Source organism: Selenomonas sp. WCT3, assembly GCA_900100835.1.
GTDB lineage: Bacteria > Bacillota > Negativicutes > Selenomonadales > Selenomonadaceae > Selenomonas_A > Selenomonas_A ruminantium_E.
Window position 1 is genome coordinate 284,910 of record FNCM01000001.1, and the last position, 13,082, is coordinate 297,991.

Genomic DNA, 13,082 nt, shown 5'->3' on the forward strand with positions numbered 1-13,082 from the left:
TATTCTTTAATTCGTTTTAAGCTTACCACTAACAAATAATATTAAACAATCGATACCCGATGAACTGAAACGACGTTACATAAAAAACGCCTCGCCTGCCAGCAAAAAACCCCGCCCTTGAAACACTGTTTCAAAAGGATCAATTCCTTATCGAAACAAACAATCAAAAATAAAAGAAAGCGGCCTGCCAAAAGACCGCTTCCTTTTATTCCTTTGTAATATTCTTTTGTAGTGGCATAAAGGACTGGCGAATGACGGGACAGCCATAGCAGTCCGCCCCATCAAAGGTTTCCCGTTCCGCAAAGTGTTCGCGAAGGTGTTTCGCGCAAGCCGGCGATACCACCTCTTCCTGAAGCTCCTCCTTCGTCTTGGGTTCTTCCTTCACAAACTGCAGCATCCAGGCATCCCATTTTTCATAGAGCCGCAGCAGCTGGCGATGTTGCAACTCATAGCCCTGTCCATCTCCTCCCTGCTCCAGCTTTGCCTTGCGTAGCACACTGCAACGGGAACACTCATAGGTTGTGACACCGCCGTTTTTCGCATGCTGCACGCAGGACTTTGGCAAAGACCAGGCATAATAGCCAATCTTTTCAGCCATGCGCATGATAGCCGCATGTTCCTTCGCCAGCCGCTCTTTGTCCCGGGGAATGTACTGCCGAACGGTGGCCTCCATATTTTCCCGGGTAGGGCGAAGAGGGAAGGGAATTAACTTACCTCCCTCCTCTTCGGAGTTCAAGGCATTGACCTTGTGGACCATGCCGAGAATCATCAGTGTGCGCTGTTGACGCATAAGGTCCAAAAACTCCTTGCTGTGTCTGATTCCTCTTGGGTCTTTATCTTCCTCCATGGCCTTGTGCAGCTCAATTGCCGCCAGCAGCATTTTTTTATGCAGGTCCATCATCTCTTCGAACAAATCCCGCATAAGTTCCCGCCGCTTTCTCCACTCTGTGTCCTTCGCCATAGTCACCCCTCGCTTTTAACTTTTCCCTTCACACTTCCCACATCATCTCTAGGTATCAATTCGTCACTGAAGGTCGAAATCCTTTTCCCCCACCTTTAGGGTGTTTGTTTTTTCAATAGCCAATCAATCAGATTATACTGGCGAATCCCGTCATAGTTCGCATTGGCACCAACCACATCGAGGGTCAGCAAAATTTTGGGGTGATTGTCTTTTATTTTTTGCAAGACACGCAATTCACGTTCCTTAGTCTTCTCATCCAGCACACTAGCAGATACTTGGTAATAGGTGACTTCCTCTCCATTTTCAGCGACGAAATCAACTTCATACTCCGCTACCTTGCCAATATTGACGCGCATATTACGCCGCATCAACTCCAAGTACACAATATTTTCCAGCAAATGACCTAAATCAGCTGTACTTTCTGCTGTCAATATCCGGCGTAATCCTGTATCCGCGATATAATATTTCCCCAAAGTTTTAAGATACTGCCGCCCCTTGACATCATACCGGTCTACCTTATAAAAAATAAAACTGTCTGTAAGCGCCCGTACAAACCGCTCCACCGTATTGACCGATATTTTTCGTCCACTAGAAACCAGCGTATCGGCTATCTTCTTTATCGAAATCGGACTACCGATATTGCTGGCCAGCGTCCGCACAACACTCTCCAGAATCGTCAAGTCTGTAATCTTTTCTCGCATAGCAACATCTTTGACGAGAATCGTGTTATAAATGCCTTCCAAATAAATGCGCACCGACTCCTCATTACGATTCAACTGCGTTACATAAGGAAAAGCACCAAAGCGCATATACTCCTGAAAGGCCTCACCTCTGTTTTGCTGAGACGTCGTAGAATAATACTCCGCAAAGGATAATGGCTGCATCGTAATCGTAATATAGCGCCCGGATAAAAGGGTTGCCAGCTCACCAGATAACATAAAAGCATTAGAACCTGTGATATATACGTCCGTATCCGGCTGGATGAATAAACTATCAACGGCTCGCTCAAAATCTTGGCAGTTTTGAACTTCATCCAAGAATATATATGTCTTTCTTCCTGGCTGTAATCTTTCCTTCACGTAGGCATAAAGCTTACGGTAATCCAATAATTCTTCATAAGCCAAGTCTTCTAAATTAATCCAGATGATCTGTTCTGATGACACACCTTCTTCTCGCAGTTTATCGATAAAAAGGGAAAATAACGTCGATTTGCCACAGCGTCGAATGCCTGTAATCACCTTAATGACTTGCTTATCCCGCCAACGACATAGTTCTTGTAAGTAATCCTTGCGTTGTATCATCGCAACCACCTCCTTTTTCTATATTATATCAAAAAGTAGTAGATTTTGTATAGTTTTTTCATTTCACTGAGAAAACTATACAAAATCTACTACTTTTTCCTTTTAGCCAAAACAAGCGGCAACCGAATTGGTTGCCGCTTGCCTGTATTAGCGTTTCATATTAATCATTGTCTCAAGCATTTCATCACTGACCGTGATAATCTTGGAGTTCGACTGGAAACCGCGCTGGGTGACAATCATATCCGAGAACTCGTTGGCAATATCGACATTGGACATCTCCAGAGCCGACGATGTAATTGTAGAGCCTGTCGAATCATACGATACCTTCCCCGAGTTATTCGATTCTTGATAAAGACTATTTCCTGTTTTAGTCAAACCTGCGGCATTATTAAACGTAGCTATTGCTATTTTAGCCTCAGCTTGTTTTACGCCATTAGAATATACTCCCGTTATAACGCCAGTGCTGTCAATAGAAACACTCTGCAATGTTCCAGAAGCATTTCCATCCCCTTTATTAGAAATTGTACTTGTACCTGCATACTGAGTAAGACCGCTTAAATTTAAAGTTACATCTCCATCATCATAAGCTCTATCACCCGAACTAGAAGTTGATAATGATGCAGATCCTGATACATATCTACCATTACCATCAAAAACTAAATCACTTTTGCTCAAGGAAACCGAGAATGTTGTTCCATCATCTTCTACAGTATTATAGGTATCACTACCACCAGCTAAACTTAACTCCCAAGTACTCTCCGCACCTGCAGTACGCGTAAACAGAACAGGTACAGAATGAACACCACCATCAGTATCATATAACGTTACCGTTGTGGTTATAGACGAATAGAACGTATCACCACTCGAATAATTTTTCCCCAATAACCCAGACAAAGTCTTGCCATCTGATGTTACGATACTTAAAGAATTAACCTCTTTACCGTTATATTTATATGCTGTTCCCTTTCCATTTCGGGTAATTGCTGTTATCGAACCATCCGTACCTCTGCCCTTCCGCTCATATAACTGAGCAGACGATGTAACGCTATACGGTGCTGGCAACGGATCTGTCCTTCCATTAGCACAATTAACTACAGCACCAGTATTAGCCGTTATATCACCAATTGTAAATCCACCAAAAGCTACCGTATCACCATCTCTATATGTAGCATTTTGTGGATTTGGAATACGGACTTTAACCACCGTTCCAGCCGAAGTCCCATAAGTATCATCAAGCTTAAAACTAACTTCCACAGCAGAATTTGGATTTGTAGCTGGGCCTATAGCGGTAACACCATTAGTAATAATTGTTCCTGAAAGAGCTATTGAACCGCCATAAGAATAATTACCACTTGTCAAACCTTTAAGATCCAAAGGGCTAGGACTAACTAAAGTTGACGAAGCTCCCGATTTTACTTGCACATCAACTGTTCCAGAAGAATTTGCAGTAACAGAATCTATATTCTCCGTCCACAATTTAACACCATCCAAAACCTGATTGGTCGTAAAATTAAAGCCTGCAGTATCATCCACTTCAATTACCTCACCGGTATCAGTAGTGAGTGAAATCGTCCCCTTATCTACCTTAGTCGGCGTATACGAGTTTATAGTTTCCTGTGTGCCATCAGCATATTTTATAATCATATTACTAATGTCATAGCCAGTCATATCTCCCTGCAAATTTTTCGTATATGATATTAAAGTGGTTGCTGCAGCATCCATTCCTTTACCTACCTGAATTTGAATATCTCCATCAGGGTCCCCAGCAACATTGCTAATATCACCATTATTAGCTATATACCCCTGGACCTTCATACCACTTCCCGGCATTACCAAGTTTCCATTAGCATCAAACTCAAACGCACCATTACGAGTATAAAAAGTTTCATTTCCTTTTTTTACCACAAATAGCCCATTACCCGAAAGACACAAATCTGTATTCTTTCCTGTTGATTGTACTGCTCCGTCTGTAAACAACATATCAATACTCGATACCCCTGTACCTAAGCCAATTTGTTTAGGATTTGTTCCTCCAAGATTTGCACTAGGAGAACCAGCTCCTGATAAAGTCTGACTCAACGTATCCGCAAAGGTCACGCGGCTTGATTTAAAACCGGTCGTATTTACGTTGGCAATATTGTTGCCGATTACATCCATTCGCGTCTGATGTCCTTTAAGTCCCGATACACCAGAATATAACGAACGCATCATAATAAATCACTTCTCCTTTATCCCTTGTGCCTTAGAGTATGGCGGCACTGTCTATATTCGTGAATATGTTTTCTTTGGCACTTTCTTCGTCTACTGCGGTAATGACGGTGCGATTCTTCACGCTGACAACCAGCGCGGTCTGTTTCATCCATATCAGCGCGTCGCGGGAACCTTTTTCCGCCATGCGCTCCACCGCATCATTCAGGCGATTCATATCGCTGTCACTTAGTTCCACGCCACGCATTTCGATGCGTTTGGCCGCATGATGCGAAAATTTAACGCCATGTTCCGCCGCATGCAGTTCACGGTCAAATGCCTTTTCGTCTGGTCTTGGCGACTTTCCCTGTCTCCTGCCGATTCCTGCCATTCCCTGCTCGGCCTTAGCTGGTACTTTGCTGATTTCTTTCATATATGCCTCAACCTTCATCTGGATTTTTAAAACCTATACTTTTTGGAATGACAAATTTTTATTTAAGAAAAACAGCATTTTCACCGATAGATATAGTAGATTAATAAAGAAAAAGGCCTATTCAGAAAAGTATACCTTTCTGAATAGGCTCAAGGCGCGAGCGTTTACCGTTCGCGCTTTTTTCGTTGCTGACATTTGTTGTAAAAAGTCGATACAGGCATATTGATTTGTCTTGCGGCCTGATTCATTGACATCCGCCCTTCCCGCCACGCAGCATAGGCCTGCAAAAATCCCGGAGGCAGCGGCTTGCAGGGGCGTCCGAAGCGTACCCCGCGCTTGCGAGCCTCGGCAATGCCTTCGGCCTGCCGCTTGCGAATGTTGCGCCGCTCATTCTCCGCGACAAAGGATAACACCTGCAAAATTACATCACTGACGAAAGTTCCGAGCAAGTCACGCCCCTTTCGCGTATCTAACAGCGGCATATCCAGAACGATAATATCTGCTCCCTTGATTTTCGTGATTTGACGCCATTGTTCCAATACCTCTTGATAATTTCGCCCAAGCCTGTCAATCGAATGGATACATAGGATTGTTTCCGAATCGATGCGCCGCATAAGTTTTTGATACTGGGGCCGGGAAAAATCCTTGCCGGAAAGTTTGTCCATATAAATATTTTTCGGTTTTATCCCCATGCGTTCCATTGCCGCCAATTGGCGGTCTAGATTCTGCTCCCTGGTGCTCACCCGCACATATCCTAATAACTGCTGCATAAAATTCCTCCCTAAAAAAATCGGGCTATGCCGGAAGCCGCAACTACCTGCATAGCCCATTAGGGAAAAATGTTTATCGGATAAACCATGGTTTGAGGACAATCGTCACAAAAAACACCAGCGATGACAGCACCACGATGGTTGCACCAGCTGCCATATTGAAGTAATAAGCCAGAATTAAGCCGCTGACGCCAGTAAAAAGTGCCAGACATACCGACACCGCATGATATTGTTTGACGTTATTGGTCACATTGCGGGCGGCTGCCGCCGGCAGTACCAAAAGGGCATTGATAATCAGAATGCCGACCCACTGGATGCTGATGGATACAACCACTGCCAGGATTGCCGCGAACATTCCCTCCACCAAAAAGGTCTCAATCCCACGGCTGCGGGCAAAGGACGAATTAATGGATAGGACCAGCAGTTTATTATAGAGGAAAGCCCAGCCAACCAACACCAGACCAAAGACAACAACCAACGCCTGCAAATCCTCCTCGGTGATGCTTAGGACATCGCCAATCAAGAAGGAAGAGAATTTGTTAAAGCCGCCGCCACTCGTCATAATCATAAGCCCCAGCGCAATTGCCGTCGAGGAAAACACCCCTATAATCGTATCCGTCGAAGCCGTACTCTTATTTTTGATATACGTGATGCACAGCGCAAACAAGATGGAAAAGACGACCAAGGATACCAGTGGTGATACCACCCCCAGCAATACTCCCAGCGCAATACCGGTGAAGGCACCATGTCCCAAGGAATCCGAAAAGAAGGCCATGCGATTCGAAACCACCATGGTGCTCAAAAGGCCAAACAGCGGCGTAACCAGCAGGATAGCGAGTAATGCATGTTTCATGAACATGTGACTAACCCATTCGAAGGGAAGCACCATATCCATGATGTCATATAGTAATTCCATCAGTCTTCCCTCCCAGTCTTTTCCGCTTGCGCATCCATTAAGGCTGCATCGCCCCCCGCGAGCATCCCGAAGATCCGGCGGGTACGCGAATCACGGAATACCTCCTGAGGCGTGCCGCTCATGACGACACTCTTATTCATCAATACCACCTGGTCAGCATGCCGTGCGACCATATTGAGGTCATGCGAAATCAAGATAATCGCCATATCCTCTTTCTCACGCAGTTCTGTTAATATTTCATAAAAGAGTTCCAATCCATTCTGGTCAACGCCTGACACCGGCTCATCCAACAGCAGTAAATCCGGCATGGGATCTAGCGCTAATGCCAGCAGTACCCGCTGCAGCTCACCACCTGATAGCGCGCCGAGGCGGCGATCGATGAGATGCTCCGCATGAACCCGTGCCAGGCTCTTTTCGACGCGCGGACGCAGACTCTTATCCGAGCAGAGCCAAACGGGACGCTTGGAAAGGCACGCCATGAAGATATCCATGACGCTCGTCGGCGCACTGACATCAAACCGCAGGTATTGCGGCACATAACCAATGACCGGATGTCCCGTATGCTTTCCCTTGGCATCGACATAATGGAGTTTTCCCTCATGAGGCACTTCGCCCAAGATCGCCTTCAAAAGCGTACTCTTGCCCGCGCCATTCGGACCGATTATGGCCGTCAGCTGCCCACAATGGATATGGATATTCACATGGTCAAAGATAGTCAATCGACCAATTTTGACCGCAAAATCTTCGATCCGGGTGCAGCATAATTTCGTGCAGTCTTCACTCGAAGCTGCATGATGATGCATGATATTCTTAAACAAATTCGTTACTCCTCATAATCAATGGGTCAACTGGCGAAAGGCCCGGCTGCCGATGGCAAAGCCCAACACCGCATAAACGGCCAGCACCAGCACTGACCCCAGTGCAATCTCACTGCCGCTGCCTATCCCGCGCAGCAAATAACTCGTATGGGTAAGCGGCAAAATCTCGATAATACAGCGCAGAAAAGCCGGCAGCGCCTGGGTGGAAAAGAAAGTTCCACACAAAAACGACATGGGCAGCAGAATATAGGTGTTTACCTGGCTCATCTCCTCATAAGTCCGGATTTTCATCGCCGCAATAAAGCCGATTTCCGCAAAGATGATGCAGTTTAGGATTAGCACAAACAAAAAGAGCGGCGTAAGCGTGAAATGCGCGCCAAAGGCCAAGGCCAGTATCACAATAATAGCCGATGAAATCAAGCCGCGAAGCACTGCGGCCAGCACCTTGCCAATGACAAAGGCATCCGGCCATATCGGCGCCAGGATGTATTCTTCCAGACTCTTATGATAGATACGCTCGGCATGCACCGGCGTAATGCTGTTGAAGCTGATATTCATCGAATTGAGCGCTAGAATGCCCGGCACGAGAAAATCAAGATACGTCCCCGAATCCACCGAAATACTGCGCCCCAGCCCCCAGCCAAAAGCGACCAGATAGAGCATGGGTGCCACCATACGCGACAGGATAAATTTCGTCATCCGGCGCTTGAGTACCACCCAGTCACGCCAAAACACCGTCCAGATATCGTAAAGCATCAGATGCCCTCCCTTCGGCCCGTGAGTTCGATGAAGGCGTCTTCAAGATTCGTCGGCCGGATGAGAATGGAACCATCCCCTTCTTGCTGACCGGCAAATTCCGCTGCCGCCTGCTTTTCCGCGAAGAACTCATACTGACGCCCCTCGCTGCCATCCCACTCCACCGTATAACCGCCGAGCGTTTCGCAAAAATTCTGCGGGGTATCCAGGGCTACGAGTTTTCCCTTATTCAAGATGGCCACTCGGTCACAGAGCGATTCTGCTTCTTCAATATAATGCGTCGTCAAAAAGACCGTAACCCCATCGCGGGCCATTTGGCGGATTAGCTGCCAGATGCGGCGCCGCACCTGCGGGTCAAGTGCCACCGTAGGCTCATCCATAAACAAAATCCGCGGACGATGCAAAAGTGCCCGCGCAATGAGCAGCCGGCGTTTCATGCCGCCCGACAGACGGCGCACGCCATCGTTTACCACCTCGGTAAGTTCCACATAGGACAATAGTTCGCGGATACGCTGCTGACGCTCCGCCCGCTTTATATGATGCAGCCGAGCATGGAGCTCCAAATTTTCCCGGACCGTCAAATCCTGGTCAAAATTCACATGCTGCGGCACCACGCCAATGATGCTCTTTAGCTTCTGTGCATGCTCTACCAGCTCCATGCCCTTATACTTTATTGAGCCACTCGTCGGCTGCGTCTGCATCGTCAGCAGGCGGATGGTTGTGGTCTTGCCGGCACCATTGGGTCCCAACAAACCAAAGATTTCCCCCGCTTTCACCGAAAGCGACAGATTGTCCACCGCCGTTTTCTCGCTATTTTTCCCCGCCTTTGTCTTATGGGGGAATTTCTTCACCAGATTTTCGATTTGAATCATGGGTTTTCTCCGTTAATATATCTACCATAGTTATTGTAGCAAACTCGTCAAGGTCTTGGACTTTCCACCCAAAATCCGCTACAATAGATTCTATCAGAATCGATAAGGAGATGTAAATATGACCGATAAACAAATCGACCTTTCCCCGATGGAAGCCCAGCGCATGACCCGCAATATTCAGGCCCTGCAAAAACGCCTCCGCGATATGCATGCCATGCGTGACGATATCAATACAGCCCTTTCCCGAGTAACCGAAGACAATCTCTCGCTGGCACTCACCCAGAAAAAAAACCTCAAAGCTCTCTCGCGCGAATACGATAAATTGAGCCAGGATGTCAAATGCCTTGATCCGTTCGATGCAGCTCAAATCTTAGAGGAAGAATATAATTACATCCTGACCATCGGCAATGTTTTGGAAACCACACGCGAACTCAAAAAGACTGCCGGCCTCAAAGATACCGACCGCGATGCAATTCTAGGCGGCCTCATCCAATTCTACCACGGTCTGCGGCAGGAACTTTCCACAGCCCAGACGACCAAAGAAAATCAGCCGCTAAACGTTACGGCAAAATAAAAGAAGCCAGCCATCTGGAAAGATGGCTGGCTTTTGTCGTTCTTGTTACAGATTCTCCAGCAGGCGAATCTCATTCTTCATGATGTATTCCCGTTTTTCCGGAAGTCGTCCATTGACCAGATACGCAAAAGCGATATCGACTGCCAGATGCCCCTGCCGGTAAGGATGCTGATAAATCGTCGCCCGCACGACACCGAATTTCATCATCTCCACCGTTGTGGGCACACTGTCGAAAGTAATGACCATCGGCCGCTTCTCCTCCGGCAGCTGCATAACAGCCCGACCGATGCCGTATACGCCGGCCGCCAGCGAACAGATTGCCGTTGTCTCTGGATGAATGCGCAGGAATTCCTTGGTCCGCTCATAGGCAAAGATCTCATCATCGTCATGCTCAATCACATCGATAGCATAGAAGTCCTTGACCCGTTTCATGCGGTGAAAGAACCCCTCCAATCGCTGCTTATGACCAAGTACCTGTCGGCTTCCCAGGATAAGCCCGATTTTGGCCGAGGTTCCAATCATCGCCTCCAAAAGCGCACAGGCAGTAATTCCGCCATTATAATAATCACTGCCCACATAACAATGGCGTTTTGACCCATCCACATCATTATTTAGATTGACCACAAAGACCCCAGCATCCACCAGCTCATCAATCTTTTGGACAATCCGTTTATCATTGATAGGATTCAAAATCAACGCATTGACATCCGACTGAATGGATTCAATCAGTGCCAATTGATCTTCGGGCAGATAGCCCTTCATGGTATGGATTTCAACCTGCAGGCCGTAAATCTTATATTCTTCGGCTGCGTCCTTGATTCCCTCAATCACACGATCAAAGAAGGCATTTCCCTCCGAGGAAAGGATGATACCGATCACCGGACGGTGTTTGCGGGCTGCCAGCGCCTTGCCGGCCGGATTGGGTTCGTAGCCAAGCTGTTTGGCCATTTTACGGATATTTGCTGCTGTCTCGGCGTTTACGCGTCCACGTCCATTCAAGGCACGGTCGACAGTTCCTCGTGAGACGCCGCAGAGTTCGGCAATTTTCTTCATTGTAACCATACTATTTCTTCCCTGCTATCTGCTTCTCATAATCTCTTCAGTCGTATTTTAGCAATTTTTTTATCATTCGTAAATAACGAAGAATGTGAAAACCAGTACGAGCCCTCCTCCGACGAGGACGGCTCGTACTTTTGCCAATTACTGGCTTATAACGTAAGATTTTTCCCCTTTAGTCCAATCCAGGCTCCATCCTGTTCCAGGCCACTTTCTTTATGAGCGATCAACCATTTATTCTCAGCAAAGAGCAGCCGATCTTCTGCTTCTTTTCCCACGGGTTCATGGAGCTCTTCATTCGTTCCCTTCGGCAGTACCACCCCGCAGCGGAACTCCTGGCCTTCCTTGCCACACGGCGCATAGTGAAGCGTCGTTGCATAGAGCTCGACAGCTGTGCCGGCTGGCACAAAGAACACTTCCATCTTGCTCGTGTCATAAGTATTGGTCTCATAATCAATATCCTGCTGGCGTCCCAGAATCAGATAAAGGTCGGTAGCCGCAATATCGATTTCCGAAGAACGATGATATTCGACGGCATTGAGCTTCTCATTCCAGCCGCTGCAATGACCGAACTCGATAGCCTGCTCGCCATACGTCTTGTCCTTGAGTTCCTGATAGAGAGGCAGCTCCTCAAACTCACGCACCGATGGCTCATAGACCACCTCGCCTTTCTTCACTGCCGGACGGGCTTTGATTGTCTTTACAAAGCCCTCGACATCCAGCGGCAACACACGGCCATACGGACGAAATTCTTTTTCCTTAACATTACTGATTTTCATGTTCTACACCTCGCGATTCTAGTTAACAATCATTCTTCGATTTCTTTATAGCTGAAATAATCAAAGTCAGCGGGCAGCGCCGTTCCCGTAATGTCGATGCAATTCATGCCGACAAACGCGCCGGTAAAAAAGCCACCGCCCCGCACATAGTCATCGGACAGTTTCCAGCTGTCAAGGGTGACCGGCAGATATGTAAACGCCTTGCCATCAAACGAATACGCATAGCGATAATTCCGTCCACGGACCTCCACCTTGAAATGGACGGTCTTTACGTCCTCCGGCACCGGGATTTCCTGACCAGCCAGCGGCATCGAGAAGCTGCCATTATCGGCTACGACCAAATCGATACAGCGCCCCTTGCTCTCATTCCAGGTCACATGGATGCTCGACCAATTCTCTGTGTTGTAATAACAGGTCATCCCGGCCATCTGTTGGAACGATACGGGCTGGAACTCTACGCTTGTCTGTGCATCGAACTGGAACGACTGCCAGCGGCGAGCCACATGCGCCTGCGTGAATTTCGACTGCAGGGATTCACGGCCATAGAGCCGCAGGAATCCTGGCCGAGCCGAAAGACTGCCGAGCTTTTCCGTAAACGGAATCCTGAGCGTCTGGAAGTTGATATTTAAACTTGCCGCATCAAAATCATCGACTTCTTCATAGGTGGCAGCCCATTCCTGCGCTGGAAGATTCGGAGCTTCGACCTCCAGGCTGCCCTGACGGCCGCCGACTACGATGGGCCAGCCATCGCGCCATTCGATTTTCTCGATTGCCGTCTCCCGACCCAGCGGACAATAGGCATGCTGCTCGCGTTCGCGGCTCGGGAACCCAGCCGGTGCCGGCAGCGGACGCCCCGTCAGATGCGCCAGATACCACTGCCCATCCTGCGTTTCTACGAGCGACGCATGGCCGCATTTCTGCAACGGATTATGGATATCCGTCCAGGCCGACAGCAGGGGATAATCTGGCTGGATTTCATAAGGGCCTTGAATATCCTTGCTCCGTGCAATCGTCTCCGAATGCTGATACGTCGTACCACCTTCGGCCGTCATCAGATAATACCTGCCATTGATGTGGTAAAGATGCGGCCCTTCGGTATAGGCGATATCCGTGCCTTTATAGATGATTTCCGGCTGGCCGATGAGTTTTTCTTCCGCCACCGAATATTCCTGCAGGGCAATGCCATAAAAATTATGGTGATAAACGCGCTGATCCCAATACATATTGACCAGGTATTTGCGGCCGCTCGGGTCGTGGAACAGCGACGCATCAAAGCCAGCACCATTCAAAAGCACCGGTTTTGACCACGGCCCCTTGATGTCTTCGGCCGTCGTAAGATAGTTGTGGCAGTCCTTCCACATGCCATCGACGACCTTGACATCGGTGTAAATCAGCCAGAACTTGCCATCGGCATAGCTGAGGTCTGGCGCCCAGATTCCACCCGAATCCGGATTGCCTTTCATGTCCAGCATGTCCGTAGTATCGAGCGGATGTGCAATCAGCTGCCAATGCACCAAATCTCTGGAATGATGGATCTGCACGCCCGGAAACCATTCGAACGTCGACGTGGCAATATAGTAATCATCGCCGGCCCGCACAATGCTCGGGTCCGGATTGAAACCTTTCAAGATTGGATTCTTTATCTTCATGGTAAGTGCT

General features: G+C 47.9%; 13 protein-coding genes. 1 reads left to right on the plus strand and 12 read right to left on the minus strand.

The features are described from left to right. Positions 1-205: 205 nt before the first annotated feature. From BLQ36_RS01415 to BLQ36_RS01455, 9 genes are all read right to left on the minus strand, one after another. Positions 206-961, minus strand: a complete 756-nt coding sequence (locus tag BLQ36_RS01415) for a hypothetical protein (protein WP_074513627.1) — start codon at positions 959-961, stop codon at positions 206-208. Between the two features lie 95 nt (positions 962-1,056). Further along, the gene (locus BLQ36_RS01420; RefSeq protein WP_074513628.1) at positions 1,057-2,262 is read right to left on the minus strand and encodes an ATP-binding protein; all 1,206 of its coding nucleotides are present in this window, start codon (positions 2,260-2,262) and stop codon (positions 1,057-1,059) included. A gap of 147 nt (positions 2,263-2,409) precedes the next feature. After that, on the minus strand, positions 2,410-4,473 hold the full coding sequence (locus BLQ36_RS01425; protein WP_074513629.1) for a flagellar hook-basal body complex protein: 2,064 nt from the start codon (positions 4,471-4,473) through the stop codon (positions 2,410-2,412). Positions 4,474-4,504: 31 nt separating this feature from the next. Further along, entirely contained in the window at positions 4,505-4,882 is a 378-nt protein-coding gene (locus tag BLQ36_RS01430) for a TIGR02530 family flagellar biosynthesis protein (protein ID WP_033170295.1), read from the minus strand. A gap of 164 nt (positions 4,883-5,046) precedes the next feature. After that, on the minus strand, positions 5,047-5,652 hold the full coding sequence (locus BLQ36_RS01435) for a recombinase family protein (RefSeq protein ID WP_033170294.1): 606 nt from the start codon (positions 5,650-5,652) through the stop codon (positions 5,047-5,049). 73 nt (positions 5,653-5,725) lie between these two features. Continuing rightward, positions 5,726-6,568: a metal ABC transporter permease gene (locus BLQ36_RS01440; protein ID WP_074513630.1), complete on the minus strand. Its 843-nt coding sequence runs from the start codon at positions 6,566-6,568 to the stop codon at positions 5,726-5,728. Beyond that, positions 6,568-7,386 (minus strand): metal ABC transporter ATP-binding protein, encoded by an 819-nt coding sequence (locus tag BLQ36_RS01445; RefSeq protein ID WP_074513631.1) that lies wholly within the window; start codon positions 7,384-7,386, stop codon positions 6,568-6,570. The genes BLQ36_RS01440 and BLQ36_RS01445 overlap by 1 nt, the downstream gene beginning before the upstream one ends. A gap of 18 nt (positions 7,387-7,404) precedes the next feature. Further along, positions 7,405-8,142: an ABC transporter permease gene (locus BLQ36_RS01450; RefSeq protein WP_033170291.1), complete on the minus strand. Its 738-nt coding sequence runs from the start codon at positions 8,140-8,142 to the stop codon at positions 7,405-7,407. After that, positions 8,142-9,014 carry an ABC transporter ATP-binding protein gene (locus BLQ36_RS01455; RefSeq protein WP_033170290.1) on the minus strand — a complete coding sequence of 291 codons (873 nt, stop codon included), beginning with the start codon at positions 9,012-9,014 and terminating at the stop codon, positions 8,142-8,144. Before BLQ36_RS01455 ends, BLQ36_RS01450 begins: the two co-directional genes overlap by 1 nt. A gap of 118 nt (positions 9,015-9,132) precedes the next feature. Between BLQ36_RS01455 and BLQ36_RS01460 the strand changes: the two genes are divergently transcribed. Next, positions 9,133-9,588 carry a hypothetical protein gene (locus tag BLQ36_RS01460; RefSeq protein WP_033170289.1) on the plus strand — a complete coding sequence of 152 codons (456 nt, stop codon included), beginning with the start codon at positions 9,133-9,135 and terminating at the stop codon, positions 9,586-9,588. A 45-nt stretch (positions 9,589-9,633) separates the two neighbouring features. Here BLQ36_RS01460 and BLQ36_RS01465 read toward each other — a convergent pair whose 3' ends face one another. The 3 genes from BLQ36_RS01465 to BLQ36_RS01475 all read right to left on the minus strand — a co-directional run bounded on the left by BLQ36_RS01465 (position 9,634) and on the right by BLQ36_RS01475 (position 13,072). Next, positions 9,634-10,650 carry a LacI family DNA-binding transcriptional regulator gene (locus BLQ36_RS01465; RefSeq protein WP_074513632.1) on the minus strand — a complete coding sequence of 339 codons (1,017 nt, stop codon included), beginning with the start codon at positions 10,648-10,650 and terminating at the stop codon, positions 9,634-9,636. A 146-nt stretch (positions 10,651-10,796) separates the two neighbouring features. Further along, on the minus strand, positions 10,797-11,423 hold the full coding sequence (locus BLQ36_RS01470) for a DUF4867 family protein (protein WP_033170287.1): 627 nt from the start codon (positions 11,421-11,423) through the stop codon (positions 10,797-10,799). Between the two features lie 29 nt (positions 11,424-11,452). Further along, entirely contained in the window at positions 11,453-13,072 is a 1,620-nt protein-coding gene (locus BLQ36_RS01475; protein ID WP_074513633.1) for a glycoside hydrolase family 43 protein, read from the minus strand. Between the last annotated feature and the right edge of the window lie 10 nt (positions 13,073-13,082).

What these genes read in the sequence shown, in the direction of transcription:
- BLQ36_RS01415 (WP_074513627.1), bottom strand. Translation starts at nt 961, where the DNA reads ATGGCGAAGGACACAGAGTGGAGAAAGCGGCGGGAACTTATGCGGGAT.
- BLQ36_RS01420 (WP_074513628.1), bottom strand. Translation starts at nt 2,262, where the DNA reads ATGATACAACGCAAGGATTACTTACAAGAACTATGTCGTTGGCGGGAT.
- BLQ36_RS01425 (WP_074513629.1), bottom strand. Translation starts at nt 4,473, where the DNA reads ATGATGCGTTCGTTATATTCTGGTGTATCGGGACTTAAAGGACATCAG.
- BLQ36_RS01430 (WP_033170295.1), bottom strand. Translation starts at nt 4,882, where the DNA reads ATGAAAGAAATCAGCAAAGTACCAGCTAAGGCCGAGCAGGGAATGGCA.
- BLQ36_RS01435 (WP_033170294.1), bottom strand. Translation starts at nt 5,652, where the DNA reads ATGCAGCAGTTATTAGGATATGTGCGGGTGAGCACCAGGGAGCAGAAT.
- BLQ36_RS01440 (WP_074513630.1), bottom strand. Translation starts at nt 6,568, where the DNA reads ATGGAATTACTATATGACATCATGGATATGGTGCTTCCCTTCGAATGG.
- BLQ36_RS01450 (WP_033170291.1), bottom strand. Translation starts at nt 8,142, where the DNA reads ATGCTTTACGATATCTGGACGGTGTTTTGGCGTGACTGGGTGGTACTC.
- BLQ36_RS01455 (WP_033170290.1), bottom strand. Translation starts at nt 9,014, where the DNA reads ATGATTCAAATCGAAAATCTGGTGAAGAAATTCCCCCATAAGACAAAG.
- BLQ36_RS01460 (WP_033170289.1), top strand. Translation starts at nt 9,133, where the DNA reads ATGACCGATAAACAAATCGACCTTTCCCCGATGGAAGCCCAGCGCATG.
- BLQ36_RS01465 (WP_074513632.1), bottom strand. Translation starts at nt 10,650, where the DNA reads ATGGTTACAATGAAGAAAATTGCCGAACTCTGCGGCGTCTCACGAGGA.
- BLQ36_RS01470 (WP_033170287.1), bottom strand. Translation starts at nt 11,423, where the DNA reads ATGAAAATCAGTAATGTTAAGGAAAAAGAATTTCGTCCGTATGGCCGT.
- BLQ36_RS01475 (WP_074513633.1), bottom strand. Translation starts at nt 13,072, where the DNA reads ATGAAGATAAAGAATCCAATCTTGAAAGGTTTCAATCCGGACCCGAGC.